The sequence below is a fragment of the Zophobihabitans entericus genome, assembly GCF_011745665.1.
Lineage (GTDB): Bacteria > Pseudomonadota > Gammaproteobacteria > Enterobacterales > Orbaceae > Zophobihabitans > Zophobihabitans entericus.
Window position 1 is genome coordinate 846,859 of sequence record NZ_CP050253.1, and the last position, 21,525, is coordinate 868,383.

The following is a 21,525-nucleotide window of genomic DNA, read 5'->3' on the forward strand; positions in this document are numbered from 1 at the left end:
CTGTTTGAGGTTATTGATGAATAAAAAATTAGGCTGGTTCGCTATCGGCTGTATGGTGGCAGGTCTGTTAATGCTAATTGGTGCTGTCATTGCATTTTTAAGTGGTGAAGCATTCAATTCTGTTATGTTACTTGCTGTTATTGGCGCAATGTTTTTCTTAATTGGTTTTGTTCCGGCTGTTTCAAAATATCGGGCTAATAAGAAAAGAGACGAGCTATTACGCAGTGGACGAGCTGTTGAGGCGAAGATTGAAAATGTGAACATGAATATGATGTATAGCTCCAGCGGGCGCAATCCCTATATCATTACATGCCGCTGGTCTGATGCCTTAAATCCTGATGAGGTTTATCAGTTTCGTAGTGAAAATATCTGGTATGACCCAAAAAGTATGTTAACTAAAGATACGATGACGGTTTATCTTGATCAGAAAAACCCAAAACGCTATTACATGGATATTCGGTTTTTACCTGAAACAGTTAATGGTTAGTTTTTATGCACTGAAAACGAATCTGTAACTTTGGTCTTGACAGTAATATCTAAAATCTATAGTATACGCGCTACTTCAATTCCTCCATAGTTCAGTCGGTAGAACGGCGGACTGTTAATCCGTATGTCACAGGTTCAAGTCCTGTTGGGGGAGCCAAATTAAAAACCCTTGATGATTCATCAGGGGTTTTGTCTTTTTAGGATTGTTCAAATCTATCTTTCCCATTTTTAATATTCTCACGTTATCTTACTAGTTAAGAGAGTCATGATTGCTTTACATTGTCAGGTTTTTGCTAACATATATTATTATTTGTAATATTTTTTTAAAAAATTGACAATTGATATCTTTTTTACTTATTAGGATATAAAATCCGCAACCATAATTTTTATATTAATGATTTATAAATCGATAAGGTTCTTTTTCTTAATATACACATTATGTTTTGGTCGCTCAGTTCATAAATAATGAAATGTCTGTAAAAGGTAATTCAATCTATCTCAATCGATACATCACGTTTATGCAGTTAATAATAATATATCTCTAAGTTTCAGGGTTTTTATGCTCTCAAAGAGAAAATTGGAATGGGAATACACACATGTTTAAATTTAATATCATTACAACAGTAATGTTAACCTGCTTTGCTGGGCAAGTTTATGCAGCTTGTCAGCCGTTATCTTCTCCAAATAGTGGTTTTACAGCAGATTCAAGCTCAAATTGTACCGCAGATAGTACAACTTATACTGGCGCAGTTGGCCAGGGTGGTTCTATCTTAACGTCAACAGGCGTTGGAACTATTTTGGATGCAACAAATGTCACTTCAATTACTGATACCGATAGTACAACCACAACCATGGGCGTAAATGCTAAACAAGGTGGTGTGATTAATCTGGGCACTGCAACTATCACAGTTTCTTCAAATACAACATGGTCTTCTGGTTTTGGTGGCGTTGTTGCAAGTGGAGCGGGTTCAAAAATTAATGCCTCAGGTAATTTGACAGTTTCAACTATTGGTGGTGGTGCTTATTCTTATAATGAGGCCCTGCGTGCTGAAGCTGGAGGGAGTATTGTTGTTGATGGTAATACTATTCTTTCTACTAAGGGTGATTCTTCTAGTGGTGTTAAAAGTATTGGAACAGGATCAACTGTTCAGCTGAATAATGTTAAAGCAACCATGAGTGGTGACGGCAGCGGCTCTAGTGGTTTACATGCGGAAAATGGTGGCACAATTACCGCCAAACAGATTGATATTACGCTTGATGGTGCTAAACAATCTTATTCTTACGGATTATTAGCGGACATTTCTGCTCAAGCGAAGATTGTCATTGATGGCGGTAAAATTACTCAGACTGTTGGATCTGGTGGCAATATTTTAAATAATAAAAGTAATTCAGCCGTCAGAGTGTTAGATGGTGCTAATATTACGGTAAATAATACATTAGATATTATTACTAATGGTATGGGAGCCCGTGGAGTATATGTTTCTGAGAATGGAACTGTAGATCTTAATAATACCAATATCCAGACTAAAGGCATGTCTGCGGCAGGTATTCAAATTGGTAAATCGCGGGTGATAGGTACAGGCCCTGGGATTGTCAATTCAACAGGGCATTTAAAGGTTGAAACTACCAATGCTACTTCTGCTGCGATCTATGTTGAAGGCATGGATTCAGCATTAAATGCTGATAGTGCAACCAGCTCAGCTGAAATTAACTCTGCGAGCTATGCAATTATGTATGGTGGTTCTTCAACCACTACTGATCAAGATTCTAAATCGACCATCTCTTTAAATAATGCAACCATTAATACCAGCCATGCCAGCAGAGATTTAATTTTTGTTGGTGGACGCAATATTGGTTCATCGCTTAATTTAACCAATAGTCAGGCAAAGGCTGGAACGGGCGGCTGGCTGATTAATGTGACTGATCTGCAAACGACTGACACAATGGCTCCATCTAGCTCTGTACACGTTACTCCATCAGAATTTACGTTTACAAATAGTAAGACAGTTTTAACGGGTAGTATGACAAAAGATGCCAGTTCTCAGTTAACTGTTAATTTAAATGATAACTCTATTTGGAATGTTGCAGGCAGAAACGGGAACACATCAGAAATTTCCACACTCACTGCACTAAATCTCAATAACTCTACAATCAATGCGTATGCAGGTGGTTTAGCTAATTATACGATTAAGGCTCCAATTACTAACACTAACGGAACGATTAACCTATCTGATGCAGTAGCAGGTGATATCCTAACTATCGATGGTAACTATACTGGTGCTGATGGCTTATTAGTACTGGATACCGCGTTAGATGGCGACAGCTCTGTGACAGACAAATTAGTGATCACCGGGGATACTTCCGGTACAACCAGAGTAAAAGTAGTCAATGCAGGTGGCGATGGTGCTTTAACGACTGATGGTATTGAAATTATCTCTGTTGGAGGTAACTCTGCAGGAACGTTTGTTCAGGATGGGCGCATCGTGGCCGGTGCATTTGACTACTTTTTACGTTCAGGTAATGACCTGACTAACGTGGATCCTAATAACTGGTATCTTATCTCGCAGTATAGTCCAACGACCAACCCTGACCGTGTTTATCGTCCCGAAGCAGGAAGCTACTTAGCTAACCTTGCAGCGGCAAATACTCTCTTTACCACTCAACTGCATGATCGTTTAGGGGAAACACAATATATTGATGTCTTTACGGGAGAGAAGAAACAGACCAGTATGTGGTTGCGTCAAATTGGTGGACATAATAACTTTCAGGATGGTAGTGAGCAGTTAAAAACGATGAGTAACCGTTATGTGGTGCAACTGGGTGGTGATATTGCTCAGTGGAGTAATGACGGTCTTGATCGCTGGCATTTAGGGATGATGTTTGGTTATGCTAATAATCAAAGTAAAACTTACTCGAAAGTCACTAACTTCGCTTCTACCGGCAAAGTCTTTGGTTATAGTGCTGGTCTTTACGGTACATGGTATGCCAATGAGGAAGACAAAACCGGCGCTTACTTTGATAGCTGGATTTTATATAACTGGTTTGATAATCAGGTAAAAGGTGAACGTATTGAAAATGAAAGTTATAAATCAAAAGGTTTTACCGCCAGTCTTGAAGGTGGTTACAGCTTTAAATTAGCCCAGCAGGACGAATTTAGCTACTGGTTACAACCAAAAGCTCAAATCGTCTGGATGGATGTTAATGCAAGTAATCATAATGAGAAAAATGGTACCAGTGTGGAAGATGATACCAGTAATAATATTATGACCAGACTGGGACTTCGAGCTTATATTAGTAAAGATACCAGTATTGAAAATGGTGAACCACGTAATTTCCAGCCATTTATTGAAGCTAGCTGGATATATAACAGCAAAGATTTTGCGGTCAAAATGAATAATGTTGAGAACCGTCAGCGTGGTACCCGAAATATGGCAGAAATTAAGATCGGTATGGAAGGTCAGGTGAACTCTAAATTTAATATCTGGGGGAATGTGACTCAGCAATTTGGTGATAACTCTTATCGTGATACGCAGATTCTTATGGGAGTTAAATATAATTTCTAGTCATTAATTTATTGCAGACCTGATTTGTATTATACAAATCAGGTCTTATTTTTAGTATTAAGCAGACTGGTTTCAGAAATGAGATTATTGTTGTGTACTCTCAGAATCAGATATACGTTTACTGTTTTATATCATTCATCTGAGAGCAAAAGAGAATAACTCATTGTTTTAGCGTAAATTTTTCAATAAAGTCATATTTTTTAACTGATTGATTTTATTGAATTTTTTATTTTAGCTTGCATAAGATGAAGACTGAATAACATGCTCTTCATCTTTACGTAACGAGTCAACTAAAACAGCTACTTGTTCTTCTTCAACGCCAAGTATTTTCAAGGCTTCTGAACCTATGTGTAAGCTACTTTCCAGCGTCTCAATCACAACCCAGTTAGCACCAGCCTGAATGAGTGGACCGGTCATCTCAATATCCAGCACGCGGGACAGAATCTTCAGTTCCGGATAAAATATACGTAGTGTTGAGATTGCCTGAACTGAATCAGTACCATGATTGATTGCCACAATCACCATTTGTGCCTGTTCGACCCCAATCACACTGAGTAATTTACGATCAGTGATATCGCCATAATAAACCGGCATCTCTTCTTTACGGCCTTTTTTCACCACCCATGGATTCTTTTCAATTACGATAAATGGAATATCACTACCTTTCAGCATCTGTGCCAGAACGTAACCAGTATCACCATAACCGGCGATAATCACTTTCTCACTACCCACACCTTCAGTCACTGAGAGTGAAATATCTGGTGATTCTGGTTTTGAGTAACGTTTAGTTAATCTTAATCCCAGTGCATAGAGTCCAGGCGTTAAAGCCATGGTGACCGAAATAACACCGACACCAAATACAAAAATATTCTCGTCTATAACCTGGAAGGTTTTTGCCGCACCAAATAGTACAAAGCCAAATTCACCACCCTGACATAGTAAGAATGCAATTTTTGTCGCCGTCTCTTTGGAGGAACCAAACAGCAGCGGCAGTACAAATAAAAAGGCAATTTTAATTAATAAGATGACGACAACACTAAGCAGGAAAATAAAGGGGGTTTCTGCCAGTACTAAAAAGTTGATCGACATTCCGACAGAGATAAAAAATAGGCTCATTAACAGGCTTTTAATCGATTCAACACTGGCGTGAATCTGGAAACCATATTTAGAACTTGAGAGCGTCATCCCCATAATAAAAGCACCCAGTGCCATGGAAAGACCGATCTTATCCATCATATAGGCAGCAAGGATTACCGCCAGCATCACAAATAGTGAAAAGCTGGTTTTATAGCCTTCTTTGGCAATTAAATTCAAAATATACGGAACAACGTATTTACCAAAAATAATCAGAGCACAAAGGGCACCAAAAGTGGCGAGTGATTGTATCCAGACAGGGGTTTCATCTGGCAGCGTACTGCCTGAAGCGCCTAAGATCGGCACTAAAGCAAGCAGCGGCACGATGGCTAAGTCCTGCATCAGCAGGATAGAAAAGCCGGTTCGGCCATGTTCACTACTAAATTCATTACGTTCTTGTAGGATCTGGATAACAAAAGCAGTAGACGAAAGTGCCAGTGTTAAGCCGACAATGAGCGCCGCATCAAACGTATAGCCCAGCAGATAGAAATATCCGCCAATAGCTGCGCCAGATAGCAGGATTTGGAGCGAGCCTAAACCAAAAACTTCCTTACGCATTGACCACAAGCGTTTAGGATGCATTTCCAGCCCGATGATAAATAACAGCAGAACAATACCAAATTCAGAGATATGCAGAATTTCATCGACATGCTCTGCCCGTATCACTTCTCCTGGTGTATAAGGGCCGATAATAACCCCGGTTAAAAGTAATCCTAAAATAGAACCAAGTCCGGTCTTTTTTGACAAAAACACGGCAATAAAAGCGACAAACAATATGATGCTTAAGAGGCGTAGATATTCACCCATTTACAACTAATCCTTTCTTATTTTTTTATAATATTTTAATGGTATAACTTCGTGATATATTTCTGAGTATTCTTCAAAACAGAAACAAAGTTATGCCTATAAAGTGTACAGGTAAAATGCATAAAATAAAAATTTTATTAACTAAAAAATTAAAGAAATTAATATGGTTAGATAAAATTTTAACAATTGGTTCAATTGGTAAGACTGATATATAAAACAAGGTAATGGATGAGCTGATAATAAATAAGTTCTTACACTCTCTTGATTATACTATTTCTCCCCCTCATATGGTTAATATGCACGTTATTGAATGTGCGGATTTAATTTATGGATAACAAATAAGGTTCATTATGAGTAATATATTAATTGTCAACGCTGCTAAAAGTTTTGCTCACTCAGAAGGTGCGCTAAATAATTTCTTAAGTTCTGTGGCGCAGGAAACATTGAGCGAATTAGGCCATGAAGTGAAAAGAACAGATGTTGATAAAGGCTATGATCTGGAAGAAGAAGTAGGGAAGTTTCTGTGGGCAGATACGATTATTTATCAAATGCCTGCCTGGTGGATGGATATGCCGTGGATTCTAAAAAAATATGTGGATGACGTTTTCACATTTGGTCACGGTCGTATGTATAACAATGATGGACGTACTCGTTCTGATTTAAGCAAAAAATATGGTTCTGGTGGTATGTTACAAGGCAGAACATATATGCTTTCTGTCACCTGGAATGCTCCGCTGGAAGCGTTTGTTGAAGCAAACCAGTTCTTTGAAGGTAAAGGTGTTGATAGTGTTTATTTCCCGTTTCATAAAGCCAATGAGTTTATTGGTTTAAAACGTTTACCTACCTTTATGTGTAATGATGTGATTAAAGAGCCACATGTTGAACAGGATGCTGCTCGTTATAAAGCTCATCTTAAAAGTGTATTTACCACCAAATAATAGAGTGAGTTAGATTTAAAAAAGCGCTGTTAATTCAGCGCCTTTTTTATATTTATAAACTAGTTTATGGTGTGGGTTGGTGAAGAATAGCTTCGTTAACAGGTGAACCTTTTAAAGTCACTGAGTATCTTTGCTTATCTTTTACCAGCGCAAAGCTCTTTTCATCATAACTTAGGATAAATTGAGTATATTCAACAGGCACCAGTTCCTGACCCGTTACAGATAAAATACCAAAGAGAGGATATCCATATTTATTTTGTTGTTCTGCTAAAATGACACCAGTGTGCGACAAATAAGTGAGCTTATGGTACGTTTTGTCTGTCAGCGCTTTACCTTGCAGATCAAAAAGTTGATAGTGTTTATGTTCATCTATCGCAATATAGCCGGTATCTAGCGGAATAATATCTTGATAAATTGCGGGTAAGATATTTTGAATATTCTCATCAATAATACCGTAATATCTATCAAACATATCCTTTATTGTGATTGAGACTTTATACCGAACTGGCTGGGCAGGCTGCTCGATGAGCCTTACTTCACTATAACTGTGAATTAGGTTTAAGATATCTTGTGGATATTGATTAAGATGTATCGGTTTTATCTGACGTAGTGTCTGAATAAATTTTAAATGATTAATCAGATAATCATGTTTGGGATCTGTCACATAACTCAGACGATAGGTGAGTCCGTTATCATACATATAGAAGTAAGTGAGATAGTTGTCCTGAAAGTCGGGCTCAACAAATATCACACTATTTTCATCTTGATAAGCAACATGATACTCATCATTTAGACTGTATTTTAGCGTATCGTCTGCCATCTGTTTTTCCAGAGTGTTGGCAAAAATGTATAGCTCATTTTTATTATAGAAATTGTTATTTAAAGAGATATCCAGATTATTTCTAAAAACACTTCCTCTAAATAAACGCGTTACTTCCAACTCTTTTTGTAAGACACGGTAGAGCTCATTTTCAAACTCTTTAGCGTCATAGAGCGAAGTATACTCATCTTCAAATTCTGTGCGTGATAACCCGGCAGCAGAAGCATCTATTTGTTCACCTAGGTACTTAGGATCAATACTTCTGACCGTCATATAAGCGACAGCAAGATCGCCTGTTAGGGAGTTAGAGGGCAAACTATACGTAACAAAAGTAAACTCCTGCTTTTTTTCATTATATTGATAATAAAACGCTTCAAGACTGCTTACTGTTGTTGAGTGATAGACTGCACCAAACTCAGATTTCAATAATACAGCTTCAGGTAAGCGATTTTGTTGTGCCAGATAGCGTTCGAGATCAAAGCGATTTTTATCAGCCTGAATTTTGGTCACAGTCAGTTTGTAATCCAGAGCTTGATAAAAACGTACTGAGTCTTGTTCTTCAGATGAAAAACGAACTAAAACATCATCAAACCAGCGGTAGTAAACTCCTGTTGTTCTGCGCTCTAGTGGTGAATCGCTACCATACAAAGGAAGTTTTAAAGTAACAGCACCTGAAGTTGAATAAAATCCAACAAAATCAGAAAGATCAGCATTCGCGAGATCTTGTTTTTGTTTTAAATAACGAGCAACAATTTTTTGATGTTGTGCTGTTTGATAGTCCTGTAGTGTTTTTAATTGTGGTGAATCTTCTGCCACATGAATCAGACGAAAGGTAATAGAACATTGCCACCAGAGGCAATCATTACTATTTACTTCTAATGTTTTGTCATCGATCAGGCTTAATTGGTAGTCTTTATCACCAAAATTAATGAGATTGTTATCTTCTCCAAAAATAATTTCATTATCCAGATTATTCTCATAATAAATAAATTGAGTAGAGTCTTTGTTCCAGTGGAAGTAGTGAGTGTCTTTGGTTTGGAGAATAAATTGCTCAATACTTTTTGGGAGATCAGTATCTTCGCCTTTTTTAATATCAACATTTTCAATAATGTAATATCCACTTTGTGCTTGGGTAATAAGATGCTGGCTTTCATTTGCACCGGCGAAAGGAGTGACTAAAAAGAGTAAACTGGTCAGCCAGAATTTGATGAAGTTCATAGATTGTCTCATTATCTTTATATTTTTATTGAGTGCCAGCATTGTAGCAACAAACCAACAGATTTCTTATGAAATTTGTTATTTTTTTACTTAAAAATTCCATATATTCAAAGGGAAATAAAAGTGTTTAGTTCTTATGATTTTTAGCAATAAATTGTGTGAGGTATTAATAACCAGCCAAAGAAATACATTTATTTAAAAATAAATGATTAAAAATCAATAAATTAAACTCTTCGCTAGGTATTTTCAATTAAATTGTTTAGAATAGCAGATGATTTTCAACATAACAGATAACGATACTGAATGATCTAAGCACAAAGTTCGTTATGTTTCGTGTATAACTCAATGAGAACCCTTTATGATAATTAAACCTAAAATTCGCGGTTTTATTTGTACAACTACTCATCCGGTGGGTTGTGAAGCTAATGTTAATCAACAAATCGCTTATGTGAAATCCAAAGGCAAATTAACTAACGGGCCTAAAAAAGTTTTAGTGATTGGTGCGTCAACTGGTTACGGTTTAGCATCTCGTATTAATGCTGCTTTTGGTTCTGATGCTGCAACAATTGGTGTGTTTTTTGAAAAACCAGGCGCAGAAAACAAACCAGGAACAGCAGGTTGGTATAACTCTGCAGCATTTGATAAAGCGGCTAAAGCGGCTGGCTTATATTCAAAGAGCGTCAATGGTGATGCATTCTCTAACGAGTGCCGAAAACTAGTTATCGACTTAATCAAAAAAGATTTAGGTAAGATCGATTTAGTGGTTTATTCACTGGCTTCCCCGGTTAGAAAATTACCGGAGACAGGTGAAGTTGTACGTTCAGTATTAAAACCAATCGGTCAGCCATACAAGTCAGTTGCACTGGATACTAATAAAGATGTGCTGATTGAAGCAACAGTTGAACCAGCAAATGAGCAGGAAATTGCTGATACCATTAAAGTAATGGGTGGTCAGGACTGGGAACTATGGATGAATGCACTACAAGATGCTGGTGTACTTGCAGATAACGCAAAATCTGTAGCTTACTCTTATATTGGTACTGAACTGACATGGCCAATTTACTGGCACGGTACGCTGGGTAAAGCGAAAGAAGATTTAGACCGTGCTGCACATGCCATTGATAAAAAATTATCAGCTAAAGGCGGAGCAGCTTATGTTTCAGTATTAAAATCGGTTGTCACACAAGCTTCTGCAGCAATTCCTGTAATGCCTTTATATATTGCGATGTCTTTCCGTGTGATGAAAGATATGGGGATTCACGAAGGTTGTATCGAACAAATCCAACGTATGTTCTCAACTAAACTGTACTGTGGTAAAACGCCTGATACTGATGAAGAGCATCGTTTAAGACTTGATGACTGGGAACTTCGTCCGGAAGTACAAGATGCTTGTGGTGCAATCTGGGCTAAAGTAAAAGATGATAATATTTATCAACTGACTGACTATCAAGGCTATAAAGATGAGTTCTTACGTCTGTTTGGTTTTGGTTTAGCGGGTGTTGATTATGATGCTGATGTTAATCCGGAAGTCTCATTTGATGTTGTTGAACTGGATGCAACAAAAGCCTAATTAATTTTGTATTTTGAAGTATGCCCTGTACCAGAGCAATCCGGTACAGGGTGTTTCATTTTATGATGGTCAGTAAGTAATACTTAATTATTTACCAAACCATTAAATAATTTGAGTTCAGCACTGTGGTTTGCCACGGTGTTTATTTTTTGGAGAATGTAGTATGTCTGAATTTCCGTCTATCATGGTTTCAGGTTTAGATTACAATCGTTTGATGAATTTAATCGATTCAGTAGCTAATCAAAATCTACCAAGTGTGGAAACACTGGAAATGGAACTTGAACGAGCAGAGGTTATTGATTCTGATAAAATGCCGGCCAATATTATTACCATGAACAGCACTGCTGTTGTGACTGACAGTAAAGGTACTGAACGTCGATTAACTTTGGTATATCCAAGAGATGCCAATTTTGACGAAGGTAAAATCAGTATTTTAGCACCTGTTGGTGTCGCTATTTTAGGCCTGTCTGTTGGTCAAAGTATTAACTGGGCACTACCAAATGGTGAAAGTATTAAACTGAAAATTCAATCTATTGAATTCCAACCAGAAGCAGCAGGTGAGTTCACTTTATAGTTGGTTCTTTAAGGTTAAACTCGTTGAGCGAGTTGACCTTAAAGGAATACTATTTCTGTACTATATAATCTGTCAGATGACTTATTTTTTGTATTTCAGATAAAATAAGAGGATGTGAGGCAGATAATCTAAGTGTGATCTCAAGATCTTGTGGTTTGTGTTGTAAGACTTGTCTTAGAGTGTTCAGTGCAGTGTGACACAGACGTTCAATTTTTTCATCCCACTCATAATCAAGTATATTGAGATGCTCAGCGATCTGAGAAAGCAGGAGTTCCTCTAAATATAACTTTCTACAACCGGCACGATAAAATCCAAGTATCACTTTGATATAAACACTAACGAGTTCATTACAGAACTGATCAAATGAGTGATATATTCCAACATGATTGAAATGGGAAGAGAGGAAAAGTGTTAAACTGGGTAATTTATAACTATTTGATTTTATTGAATATTTATTTTCTGTAAAATAGTCAGTCAGGCAAGGGTGACGACCGTCAAAATCTAGTCTGGCTTGTAGCTGTAAATCTTCATAAGTACTGGCTTGTGTGGTAGTTTGCTCAATACCAATTAAGTGTGTCAAAAAATATTGATGTTCTGTTATCAGGCAACAACTCACCTGAGTTTTTTCAGTTGATCGCGGTTTCTTTTTTAGTATCTGATCGATGATCTTAAAGGTAAATTTTTCCGGTATCATATTAACATGACCAGAGAATTCGTATAAGGCGCGCTGCTCTGCTGAATATGTCATGTTAACCTCTCTTACTTTACTGGATGTTTAGACGTCTAAATGTCTGAACTTCTATTCTCCATAATTTACCGTCGGAGTCAATAGGTAAAGCTGACTTTTAATAAGATGTGTTACTATATCCGCCGGATAACGTGGTTAATGAGTTCTACAATAAAATAAAACCATAAATTAGACTGAACTCATCAGGAAATAGGCATAGTAATTCAGAATAATAATCCGTAGACTATGGCATAACTTAAGAACAGAAATTCTCTCTGATAATCAGATTAGAAGTATATGAATTTATTAAAATCGCTGGCAAAAGTCAGTTCAATGACGATGTTTTCTCGGGTGCTCGGTTTTGTCCGGGACGCTATCATTGCGCGCTTTTTTGGTGCTGGTATGGCGACCGATGCCTTTTTTGTGGCATTTAAACTCCCTAATTTATTGCGTCGAATCTTTGCTGAAGGGGCATTCTCTCAGGCTTTTGTGCCTATTTTGGCAGAGTATAAAACCCAGCAGGGTGATGAGGCGACCAGAACTTTTATCGCTTATGTATCAGGTTTACTGAGCTTGATTTTAGCTCTCGTTACGATCGTTGGTATTGTGGCAGCGCCAATTATTATCTGGATCACTGCTCCCGGATTTACTGAACCGGTAGAGAAATTTGAACTGACGATTACACTACTGAGAATCACCTTTCCTTATATTTTTTTGATCTCACTCACTTCTCTGGTTGGTGCTATTCTCAATACATGGAATCGTTTTTCGGTACCGGCTTTTGCCCCGACGTTACTCAATGTCAGTATGATTGGTTTTGCGCTGTTTGCGACGCCTTACTTTGATCCTCCGGTGTTAGCGTTAGCGGTTGCCGTGGTGGTTGGTGGTGTATTGCAGCTGTGCTATCAGCTACCAGCTTTAAAAAGTATCGGTATGCTGGTTTTGCCAAGAATTAATTTAAAGGATAGTGGCGTCTGGCGCGTATTAAAGCAGATGGGTCCTGCAATTCTTGGAGTTTCAGTCAGTCAGATCTCATTAATTATTAATACCATTTTTGCTTCATTTTTAATTTCCGGCTCTGTGTCATGGATGTATTATGCCGACCGTTTGATGGAATTTCCGGCTGGTGTGCTTGGTGTGGCGCTAGGAACAATTTTATTGCCGTCACTGTCTCGCTGCTTCTCAAAAGGGGATTATCAACAATATTCCCAATTACTGGATTGGGGACTGCGTCTGTGCTTTTTACTGGCTCTGCCAAGTACAGTTGCGCTTGGCGTGATCTCAAGACCGCTTATTGCGACTTTATTTGAATATGGGGAGTTTACTGCACAAGACACCCTGATGACTCAACAGGCACTTATTGCCTATTCTGTGGGCTTGCTGGGATTGATTTTAATTAAGGTGCTGGCACCCGGATTCTATTCCCGTCAGGATATGAAGACTCCAGTTAAAATCGCTATCGTCACATTAATTTTAACTCAACTTATGAATCTGGCGTTTATTGTACCACTGCGCCATGCCGGGCTTTCACTGTCTATTGGTCTGGCGGCTTGTTTTAATGCTGCACTGCTATTTTGGCAACTGCGTAAAAAAGGATTTTATCACCTACAGCCGGGCTGGCGTTCGTTCTTAATTAAAGTGGTGATCGCGGTAATTTTAATGTCTGTAACTTTGTGGTTTGGTATGGATCTGCTACCTGATTGGTCAAGTGGTGGAATGCTTTCCCGTATGGGGCGTTTACTGGTTCTGGTGATGGTCGGAATTATAGTTTATTTCAGTGCGCTGCTTGTGATGGGCTTTAAGATTAAACAATTTATCAAACGAACGGAATAAATAGAATAATTAAGGACTCGTCATGTCTACAGCACGTTCTTTTTTTAAGTTGCCGATATTATTTACACTGATTAATTATGTGTTATTGAGAATAGGGCATCTTGTCATGCTTTGGTTCTCTTCTGGCTTTAGAGCGGAGGATTTCCAGTCAGGCTTTATGGCTCGTTTTATCTTTAATTCAATGGCAAGTACTTTACATGAGTTATTTATCTACTTCGTCATTGTTGCGATTGCCTGCTACTATGCAAAACTGCATGAAGTCACTAAACGCAATATTGTGATTATTTTGATAGGAGCAATCTGCGCCACTATTTTGAATTTACTGTTAACCTTTTTCTGGAAAAGTGCAGGGCTTTTATTGTTCAATACATTGAGTCTGCTATCGCAGAGCTGGATAGTTCTCACTACCGTGATCACATTAACTACATGGTTATTTTATCTGACCAGTCTGATGTTGGTAGCTCTGTTAATTTTCTTTTTGCTCCGGTGGTGTGTTCGCTCAGAACAGCAAACTAGCTCATTGTTTGAGATGAACGCCGCTAATTTGAGCATTATTCATAATATGTTATTTTCAGGAACCATCGTGGCACTCTTTATGTATTTTGTGACTGCGATTCCTAACTATATTTTTCCGACTTATTCTGATGATTTAGTTCACTTTGTACTGGTACTGTTGTGTTTATTGCTCATTTCCGGATTACATCTTTTCTTTATTTACTTTTTTGTTCAGCCTTGTTTCAGTCAAAGTTATAGCACATTACAAATTATCCGGTTGTTAAAAAGTATAGGAATTATTGTCGGGATCTTATGTGTCGCTATGTTTATCACCATTATTGTTATTGAAGTGATATTTTATCTTTATCTGGCTGATCAGGGCTTTGAGATAATGATACCGTTTATGATTGCCAGTTTTACGGCCTTATTAGTTGTATATTATGTGATATTGTTGACTTGTAGTCGGTTTGCGGTGAGACGTTATTTTTCCGTATAAGGTTGTATAGTTGCATGTGTCGTAAGCAGAACATAAGCGACTCAAGACTATTTGAATAAAATTATATCGTAAGGATGCATTGCTATGGGAAATCGTTCCTTTTTTAAATTACCTATCCTGTTTGTGGTGGTTAATTTCTTAGTATTGTTTGGTATCTATTTAGGAATGATTTGGCTTTTTTTCTCTGAGCATGATAATGACTATTATTTAAGTGAATTCACTGCGCAGGTTTTTAGTCTTACTTTTTATAATATGCGTGAATTATTCTTCTATTTTGTGCTTGCTAGTATCGGTTGCTACCGAGCCAGGTTATATGATGTAACAGAGAAAAATATTATGATAGTTGCTGGCATTGCTGTGATTGCAGCTATTTTTAATACGGTTTTTAGTGCGCTTTGGCAAACCGGTTATATGGCTCTGTTAGATTTCTTATTCCAATATTATTATTCCAGTGATTTTTGGATTTCGGCGGGGATGTTTATTCTTAGTCTGATTAATCTGGCTTTAGTCGCAGTTCTTATCTTGTTCTTGTTTTCTCGTTGGGGTAAATCTGAGCATAATACCAGTCTGGTGTTTGAAATAACGGCAGAAAACTCTGGCTGGATTCATAACGTCTTATTTACTGCTTCGGTGATGGTTATTGTGATGTATTTTAGTTCTTATTTTTTGGCTGAACAGATTTTTCCGTCATTTTATTACGACATGGCTGACGCTGTAATTATGTTATTGGTATTAATTGCAGTCGGTGGATTTAATAGTTTGTTTATCTATTTCTCGGCCCGTCGTCGTTTTATTCAGTCTTATAGCACTTTACAAATCTCCAAAGTCTTAAAAAGTGCCGGCATAACGCTTGGCATTGTATTAGGTATTGTTGTTATTTCATTAGTTATTCTGGGATTCTTTTTATTTGAGTATTTTGACCATCAGGGGTTTGATGTACTCTTTATGTATCTCATTTTTAGTTTTGTTGCATTAGTTGTGATCGGTTATGTCACAATGTTTTTGAGTAGTCGCTTTGCAGTAAGAAAATACTTTTCTTAATAAGATCTCTATAATGAGATCTTATTAAGTACCAAATTTATAAAAATAATAAAATTATTCAAACAAATATAATATTAGCATTAGGATGTGGTTTTATGATAAAGCGATCTTTTTTTAAGTTACCAATTATTTTTTCTCTAACTTACTACATATTTTCCGTGCTGGTTTCTATGGGCTGGCTTGTGTCAGCATTGCTGAAAAGAGGCGATGATTATTTTTGGGAAATTTTCCCAATGTATGCTAGCAATATGTTTATTCAACATCTCAAAAGTCTGTTTCTTTATTTTGTGGTGGTGGCTATTTTATGTTATCGCTACAGAATTCATAAAGTGAGTGGCAGAAATATTGGGATGATATTCATTGCTGTACTCCTGGCAATGGTGTGCCAAACTGCTCTTGGTTATCTGTGGAGTATGAGTGCAATGTCCTTATTACAATACTATGCTCTTGATATGAGCTGGATGATTGTTGCTCAAATGATTTTTGGTTTCGTTATCCTGATTGTGATGACTCTTATTGTCATCTTCTTGTTTCGACTGCTTGCACCAATGGCTGAACGGGAAGAACCATTTGAATTTGATGGGAATAACTTTGGTTGGGTTCATGGCGTATTATTTACCGCCTCACTGATGACGGTATTTATCATCTTAGGGCTTTATGCATTATCAAGTTTTATACAATATTCATATTACTACAGTGATGTTTACAATATTGTGTTTTTCTTAGGGATTATATTAGGTTTAATGATTCACATTTTCTTTATTTACTTCTCAGTACGCCGTTGTTTCACTCAGGTTTATGACACGTTGCAAGTCGCCAGAATTTTTAAAAGTGCTGGTATTACCTTGGTGATTTTAATTGGTGTATCTATTGTATTTGGTTTAATTATGAGTGTGTTTGGCATGATGTACCTAAATAGTCGTGACTGGGGGGCATTAATTATATTTGGATTTGTGTGTATATTGCTGGCACTGGTAGTCAATTATGTATCACTATTTCTCAGCAGTCGCTTTGCAGTAAGACAATACTTTTCTTAAGTGAGATAGTCCTGAGTGAGGGGCTATTCAACCAAGAATAAATAGAAAATGTATATGAACTATATTTCTAATAAATATAAGCTTTAAAATCAAAGAGTGGTTTTATGATACAAAAATCTTTTTTTAAGTTATCAGTTATTTTTGCATTGGCTTACTATGTATTGACCATGGTAACTTCTATTGTGGTCGCAGAGGCTGATTATAATTTTAATATGTTGCTTGTGTATGTGGGTAATGGTGCTATTTATAGTATTAGCCAACTGTTCTTTTATTTTTTTGTCGTTACGATTATTTGTTATCGTAATAAGATATATAAAGTAGTTGGTAAAAATGTTGCTATGGTGCTAATCATTGCACTGATGGCTGTTATTCTTCAGACTGTATTAGGTTATGCCTGGTTTACTATAATGGTATCTCTCTATGACTATGACATGTTTGATATTCTCTGGGTATATATTGCCATTCAGATAATCTATGATGTAATGAATATTGCTTTAGTTACCATTTTTATTATCTTTTTGTTTCAGCTATTTAAGCCAATGGCAGAACATGAAGAGCAGTTTGAATTCAATACTACTAATGTTAGCAGGATTTACAGCGTACTATTTACTTCGCTGCTAATAGCCATTTTTACCTTTTTTGCAGTATACGCACTCTCTGACTACATCACCCTCTGGTACTATAATGACGAGGTAACTGTCATCACTGTCATGCTAAGTTTGGTGATAGGTATCTTTATTAATATCTTCTTTATTTATTTCTCCGTACGTCGTTGTTTTACTCAGATTTATGCCACGCTGCAAGTTGCCAAAATCATAAAAAGTGTCGTAATTACTATCCTGATTTTAATCGGAGTCTCTATCTTGTTTGGTGTAGTGATGGGTGCCTTGGGAATGATGCTACTGAGCGACAGTGACTGGGGGGCGTTAATCATCTTTATGCTCGTCACTATGGTTTTGGCGGTAATCGTCAATTATGTTTCGCTATTTCTTAGTAGTCGTTTTGCAGTGCGACGTTATTTTTCATCAAAGATCACTACAAACGAGTGATTAAGTGGTAAAATTTTGATCCACAAAATACGTTATGTGGCACAACGTGTGTCACAGCGTTATTGATAATAGATTTTGGATTATGGCAAAAGAAAAAACAAAATACTCCTCGGATAACTATCGGGACAAGCAAGATAAGCAGGTGCATAACTTAAAAGTACCTCCTCACTCTATTGAGGCTGAACAAGCTGTACTTGGTAGTTTAATGTTGGATAATCAGCGCTGGGATCATGTCTCAGAGCAGATTACTGAACGAGACTTTTATTCCCGCCATCATCAGGTTATTTTTGCTGAAATGCAGGTCCTGATCAGTAAAGGTGTGCCTATTGATCTGATCACGTTATCAGAAAGTCTGGAACGTAAAGATGTATTAAATGATGTTGGCGGCTTTGCCTATTTAGCCGAGTTATCTAAGAATACGCCAAGTACCATTAACGTTGTCGCTTATACCGATATTATTCGTCAGCGCGCAGTGATGCGTGAGCTTATTTCTGCGGCTAATGATATTGCTGATAGCTGCTACTCGCCGGAAGGGCGTGAGAGTGAAGACCTGCTGGATAATGCTGAAACAAAAGTATTCCAGATTGCAGAAAAACGTGCTTCACAAGGTGAAGGCCCGCAAAATATTACCACCGTTCTGGAAAATACCGTTGCCAGAATTGAAGAGTTATTCCAAAAACCACATGATGGCGTGACAGGTGTTTCTACTGGCTTTATCGATCTGGATAAGAAAACTGCTGGTTTGCAGCGCTCAGACTTAATTATTGTTGCCGCTCGTCCATCGATGGGTAAAACCACATTTGCCATGAACTTATGTGAAAATGCTGCAATGATGCAGGACAAGCCAGTACTTATCTTCAGTCTTGAGATGCCAGCCGAACAAATTATGATGCGTATGCTCGCATCCTTGTCCCGTGTTGATCAGACTAAAATCAGAACCGGTCAGCTGGATGATGAAGACTGGGCAAGAATTTCCAGCACCATGGGTATTTTGCTGGAAAAGAAAAATATGTATATCGATGATTCCTCTGGTCTTACTCCAATGGAGCTTCGTTCCCGTGCTCGTCGTATCTACCGAGAACATGGCGGTATTAGTATGATCATGGTCGACTATTTACAACTTATGCGTGTACCAAGTATCAGTGAAAACCGGACATTGGAAATTGCCGAAATCTCCCGTTCCCTAAAAGCATTAGCTAAAGAGTTAGAAGTGCCTGTTGTGGCGCTGTCTCAGTTAAACCGTAGCCTTGAGCAACGTGCGGATAAGCGCCCTGTTAACTCCGACTTACGTGAGTCTGGCTCTATCGAGCAGGATGCTGACGTGATTATGTTTATCTATCGTGATGAAGTGTATAACGAAGCCTCTGAACAAAAAGGGATTGCTGAAATTATTCTGGGTAAACAACGTAATGGTCCAATTGGTAAAGTTCGCTTGAAATTCCAGGGGCAATGGTCGCGGTTTGATAACTATGCCAATTCTGATTATTTTGATGATGAGTAACTAATTTAATCGATTATTTTCGAGGTAAACATGTCTGTAGCAACAGTTGAAGTGAGCTTAAGTGCTTTAACACATAATGTTGAACGCTTTCGTCAAATCGCACCAAAAAGTAAAGTTGCCGCCATTGTTAAAGCCAACGCTTATGGACATGGAATTTTACCTGTTGTTAAACATCTGGCAGATAAAGCCGATTATATCGGTGTAGCTCGTGTTTCTGAAGCGCTTGCTGTAAGAGATAACGGTTATCAGGGGAATTTACTGGTTTTAGGCGGATTCTTCCCGCGTGATGATGTGCAGCTGATCGTCGATTATAATCTGGATATTGTTATTCATACACCAGAGCAAATTGCTCGTCTTTGTTCTTTGCGTTACCAACAACCGGTTCAGGTCTGGTTTAAACTTGATACCGGTATGCACAGATTAGGTTTTAATGTTGAAGAGGCTAAGCATTACTTTATGCAACTGGCGGCTTGTGATAGCGTTAAAAAACCGATCAATGTGATGAGTCATTTTTGCTGTGCAGATAATTTAGAAGCAGATATCACACCTGAGCAGATCCAGCACTTCACCACTTTCCTAAATTCAATTGAAGACAAATCCTTAATTGGTTTGACGTCTCTTGCTGCTTCGGCAGGCACTCTGGCCTGGCCGGAAGCACACTTTGATATGGTGCGAACCGGAGTGGCATTATACGGTGTCTCGCCATTTAGTTTTAAAGATGAGAACAGAAAAACCGGTCAGATGCTTGGTTTAAAACCTGCCATGACCTTCAAATCAGAGCTGATCGCCGTGCGTCAGCATCAAAAAGGTGAATCTGTCGGTTATGGTCATATCTGGCAAAGTCCAGAAGATACCACTCTTGGTGTGGTTGCAATGGGGTATGGTGATGGTTATCCGCGTGGTATCGCAGAAGGTACACCGGTACTTATCAATGGTCAGCGTTACCCGATTGTTGGTCGGGTGGCGATGGATATGATCGTTGTTGATTTGGGGCCTGACTCAACACTACAAAGCGGTAATGAAGTGATCTTCTGGGGTAAAGACTTACCTGTAGAAGAAATCGCTCATCATTCCGGTTTTAGTCCTTATGAGCTGATTACCCGCTTAACTCCACGTGTTAAAACTCGTTACGTTAAGTAATGTTACCTAAAGGTAATGCACTTAAAGGGTAAATTCGGTACAATACGTCTTAATATTTAAGCAGGTTTAGAAGACGTTGGAATGAAGAAAAGTATCATCAGGTGTTTGTTGTGTTTTGGGCTGTTACTGATTGTGGCAGCCGTCGCTGGTTATTTCTATTTACAAAATTATGCCAGTCAAAAAATACAACTACAACAAGATGATCAACTTATCACTATTGAGCGTGGTACTTCGGTACAACGCTTAAGCCAGCAACTAGAAGCCGAACAATTAATCACAAATAGTCAGCTACTTCCTCTCTTATTGCGGTTCGATCCGTCTCTGCGCGCCATTAAAGCCGGTACTTATCGTTTGTCTGCCAATATGACTTTACGTGATCTGTTAGTTCTGCTGTGCAGCGGGAAAGAAGCCCAGTTTACGATTCAGTTTATCGAAGGGACCCGAGCTAAAGATTGGCTACTTACCCTACAAGCGGCACCTTATATTCATCATCAGTTAACGGATCTGTCTTTGGAGCAAGTCGCTGAAAAACTGGGAATTGACGGACATATTGAAGGCTGGTTCTATCCAGATACTTATCACTACACCGCAGGTACCACTGATGTGGCAATTTTAAAACGTGCTTATCAACGAATGGATTCTCATCTGCAAATTGCCTGGAATGGACGTGCCACTGGTTTACCCTATAAGTCTGCGTATGAGATGCTGATTATGGCATCAATTATTGAAAAAGAGACCGGAGTGGATTCTGAGCGGGGTCTGGTATCCTCTGTATTTTATAACCGTTTAGGTATTGGGATGAAATTACAAACCGACCCAACTGTATACTATGGGCGGAGTGAAAGTATTCAGGGACCTCTTACTCGCGATGACTTAAGAGAGAAAACCCCTTACAATACTTATGTGATTTATGGCTTACCACCAACGCCAATTGCGATGCCGGGTGAGGCTTCACTACAGGCAGCCGCTCATCCAACGCCATCAAAGTATCTCTACTTTGTGGCGGATGGTTATGGTGGACATGTATTTACCACCAATTTAGACAGCCATAACCGGGCAGTACAAGAATATTTAAGAGTGATTCGTAATCGTTAAT

16 protein-coding genes and 1 tRNA gene are annotated in these 21,525 nt (G+C 38.1%); 14 read left to right on the forward strand and 3 right to left on the reverse strand.

The window, feature by feature from the left end; translation table 11 throughout:
* Positions 1-16 precede the first annotated feature (16 nt).
* The 3 genes from IPMB12_RS03880 to IPMB12_RS03890 all read left to right on the forward strand — a co-directional run bounded on the left by IPMB12_RS03880 (position 17) and on the right by IPMB12_RS03890 (position 4,049).
* Positions 17-487, forward strand: coding sequence for a hypothetical protein (locus tag IPMB12_RS03880; protein WP_166915136.1), 471 nt, complete (start codon positions 17-19; stop codon positions 485-487).
* Positions 488-567: 80 nt separating this feature from the next.
* Positions 568-643: transfer RNA gene (locus IPMB12_RS03885), tRNA-Asn, on the forward strand.
* 439 nt (positions 644-1,082) lie between these two features.
* Positions 1,083-4,049 (forward strand): autotransporter outer membrane beta-barrel domain-containing protein, encoded by a 2,967-nt coding sequence (locus tag IPMB12_RS03890; RefSeq protein WP_166915138.1) that lies wholly within the window; start codon positions 1,083-1,085, stop codon positions 4,047-4,049.
* A 231-nt stretch (positions 4,050-4,280) separates the two neighbouring features.
* Here IPMB12_RS03890 and IPMB12_RS03895 read toward each other — a convergent pair whose 3' ends face one another.
* Positions 4,281-5,990, reverse strand: a complete 1,710-nt coding sequence (locus IPMB12_RS03895) for a cation:proton antiporter domain-containing protein (RefSeq protein ID WP_166915140.1) — start codon at positions 5,988-5,990, stop codon at positions 4,281-4,283.
* Positions 5,991-6,340: 350 nt separating this feature from the next.
* Here IPMB12_RS03895 and IPMB12_RS03900 point away from each other — a divergent pair, with 350 nt between their 5' ends.
* Positions 6,341-6,928 carry an NAD(P)H-dependent oxidoreductase gene (locus tag IPMB12_RS03900; RefSeq protein WP_166915142.1) on the forward strand — a complete coding sequence of 196 codons (588 nt, stop codon included), beginning with the start codon at positions 6,341-6,343 and terminating at the stop codon, positions 6,926-6,928.
* Positions 6,929-6,992: 64 nt separating this feature from the next.
* Here IPMB12_RS03900 and IPMB12_RS03905 read toward each other — a convergent pair whose 3' ends face one another.
* Positions 6,993-8,966 carry a hypothetical protein gene (locus IPMB12_RS03905; RefSeq protein ID WP_166915144.1) on the reverse strand — a complete coding sequence of 658 codons (1,974 nt, stop codon included), beginning with the start codon at positions 8,964-8,966 and terminating at the stop codon, positions 6,993-6,995.
* A gap of 358 nt (positions 8,967-9,324) precedes the next feature.
* On the opposite strand from IPMB12_RS03905, the gene fabV reads away from it, so the two are divergent.
* Together fabV and rnk are read left to right on the forward strand one after the other, a co-directional pair.
* Entirely contained in the window at positions 9,325-10,536 is a 1,212-nt protein-coding gene (gene fabV / locus IPMB12_RS03910) for an enoyl-ACP reductase FabV (protein ID WP_166915146.1), read from the forward strand.
* A gap of 163 nt (positions 10,537-10,699) precedes the next feature.
* Positions 10,700-11,110, forward strand: coding sequence for a nucleoside diphosphate kinase regulator (gene rnk, locus IPMB12_RS03915; protein ID WP_166915148.1), 411 nt, complete (start codon positions 10,700-10,702; stop codon positions 11,108-11,110).
* Between the two features lie 49 nt (positions 11,111-11,159).
* On the opposite strand, the gene IPMB12_RS03920 is transcribed toward rnk, so the two are convergent.
* Positions 11,160-11,858 (reverse strand): uroporphyrinogen decarboxylase/cobalamine-independent methonine synthase family protein, encoded by a 699-nt coding sequence (locus tag IPMB12_RS03920; protein ID WP_166915150.1) that lies wholly within the window; start codon positions 11,856-11,858, stop codon positions 11,160-11,162.
* Positions 11,859-12,134: 276 nt separating this feature from the next.
* Here IPMB12_RS03920 and murJ point away from each other — a divergent pair, with 276 nt between their 5' ends.
* From murJ to mltG, 8 genes are all read left to right on the forward strand, one after another.
* A complete protein-coding gene (gene murJ / locus IPMB12_RS03925) occupies positions 12,135-13,670 on the forward strand; it encodes a murein biosynthesis integral membrane protein MurJ (RefSeq protein WP_166915152.1) in 1,536 nt (511 codons plus the stop codon).
* 22 nt (positions 13,671-13,692) lie between these two features.
* Positions 13,693-14,661 (forward strand): hypothetical protein, encoded by a 969-nt coding sequence (locus IPMB12_RS03930; RefSeq protein WP_166915154.1) that lies wholly within the window; start codon positions 13,693-13,695, stop codon positions 14,659-14,661.
* A gap of 84 nt (positions 14,662-14,745) precedes the next feature.
* Entirely contained in the window at positions 14,746-15,702 is a 957-nt protein-coding gene (locus IPMB12_RS03935; protein WP_166915156.1) for a hypothetical protein, read from the forward strand.
* A gap of 95 nt (positions 15,703-15,797) precedes the next feature.
* The gene (locus IPMB12_RS03940) at positions 15,798-16,739 is read left to right on the forward strand and encodes an LTA synthase family protein (protein ID WP_166915158.1); all 942 of its coding nucleotides are present in this window, start codon (positions 15,798-15,800) and stop codon (positions 16,737-16,739) included.
* A gap of 104 nt (positions 16,740-16,843) precedes the next feature.
* Entirely contained in the window at positions 16,844-17,788 is a 945-nt protein-coding gene (locus IPMB12_RS03945) for a hypothetical protein (RefSeq protein WP_166915160.1), read from the forward strand.
* A gap of 82 nt (positions 17,789-17,870) precedes the next feature.
* A complete protein-coding gene (locus IPMB12_RS03950; RefSeq protein ID WP_166915162.1) occupies positions 17,871-19,289 on the forward strand; it encodes a replicative DNA helicase in 1,419 nt (472 codons plus the stop codon).
* Positions 19,290-19,319: 30 nt separating this feature from the next.
* Positions 19,320-20,429 (forward strand): alanine racemase, encoded by a 1,110-nt coding sequence (gene alr, locus IPMB12_RS03955; protein WP_166915164.1) that lies wholly within the window; start codon positions 19,320-19,322, stop codon positions 20,427-20,429.
* Positions 20,430-20,510: 81 nt separating this feature from the next.
* Entirely contained in the window at positions 20,511-21,524 is a 1,014-nt protein-coding gene (gene mltG / locus IPMB12_RS03960) for an endolytic transglycosylase MltG (RefSeq protein WP_166915166.1), read from the forward strand.
* The last annotated feature ends 1 nt before the right edge of the window (position 21,525 follow it).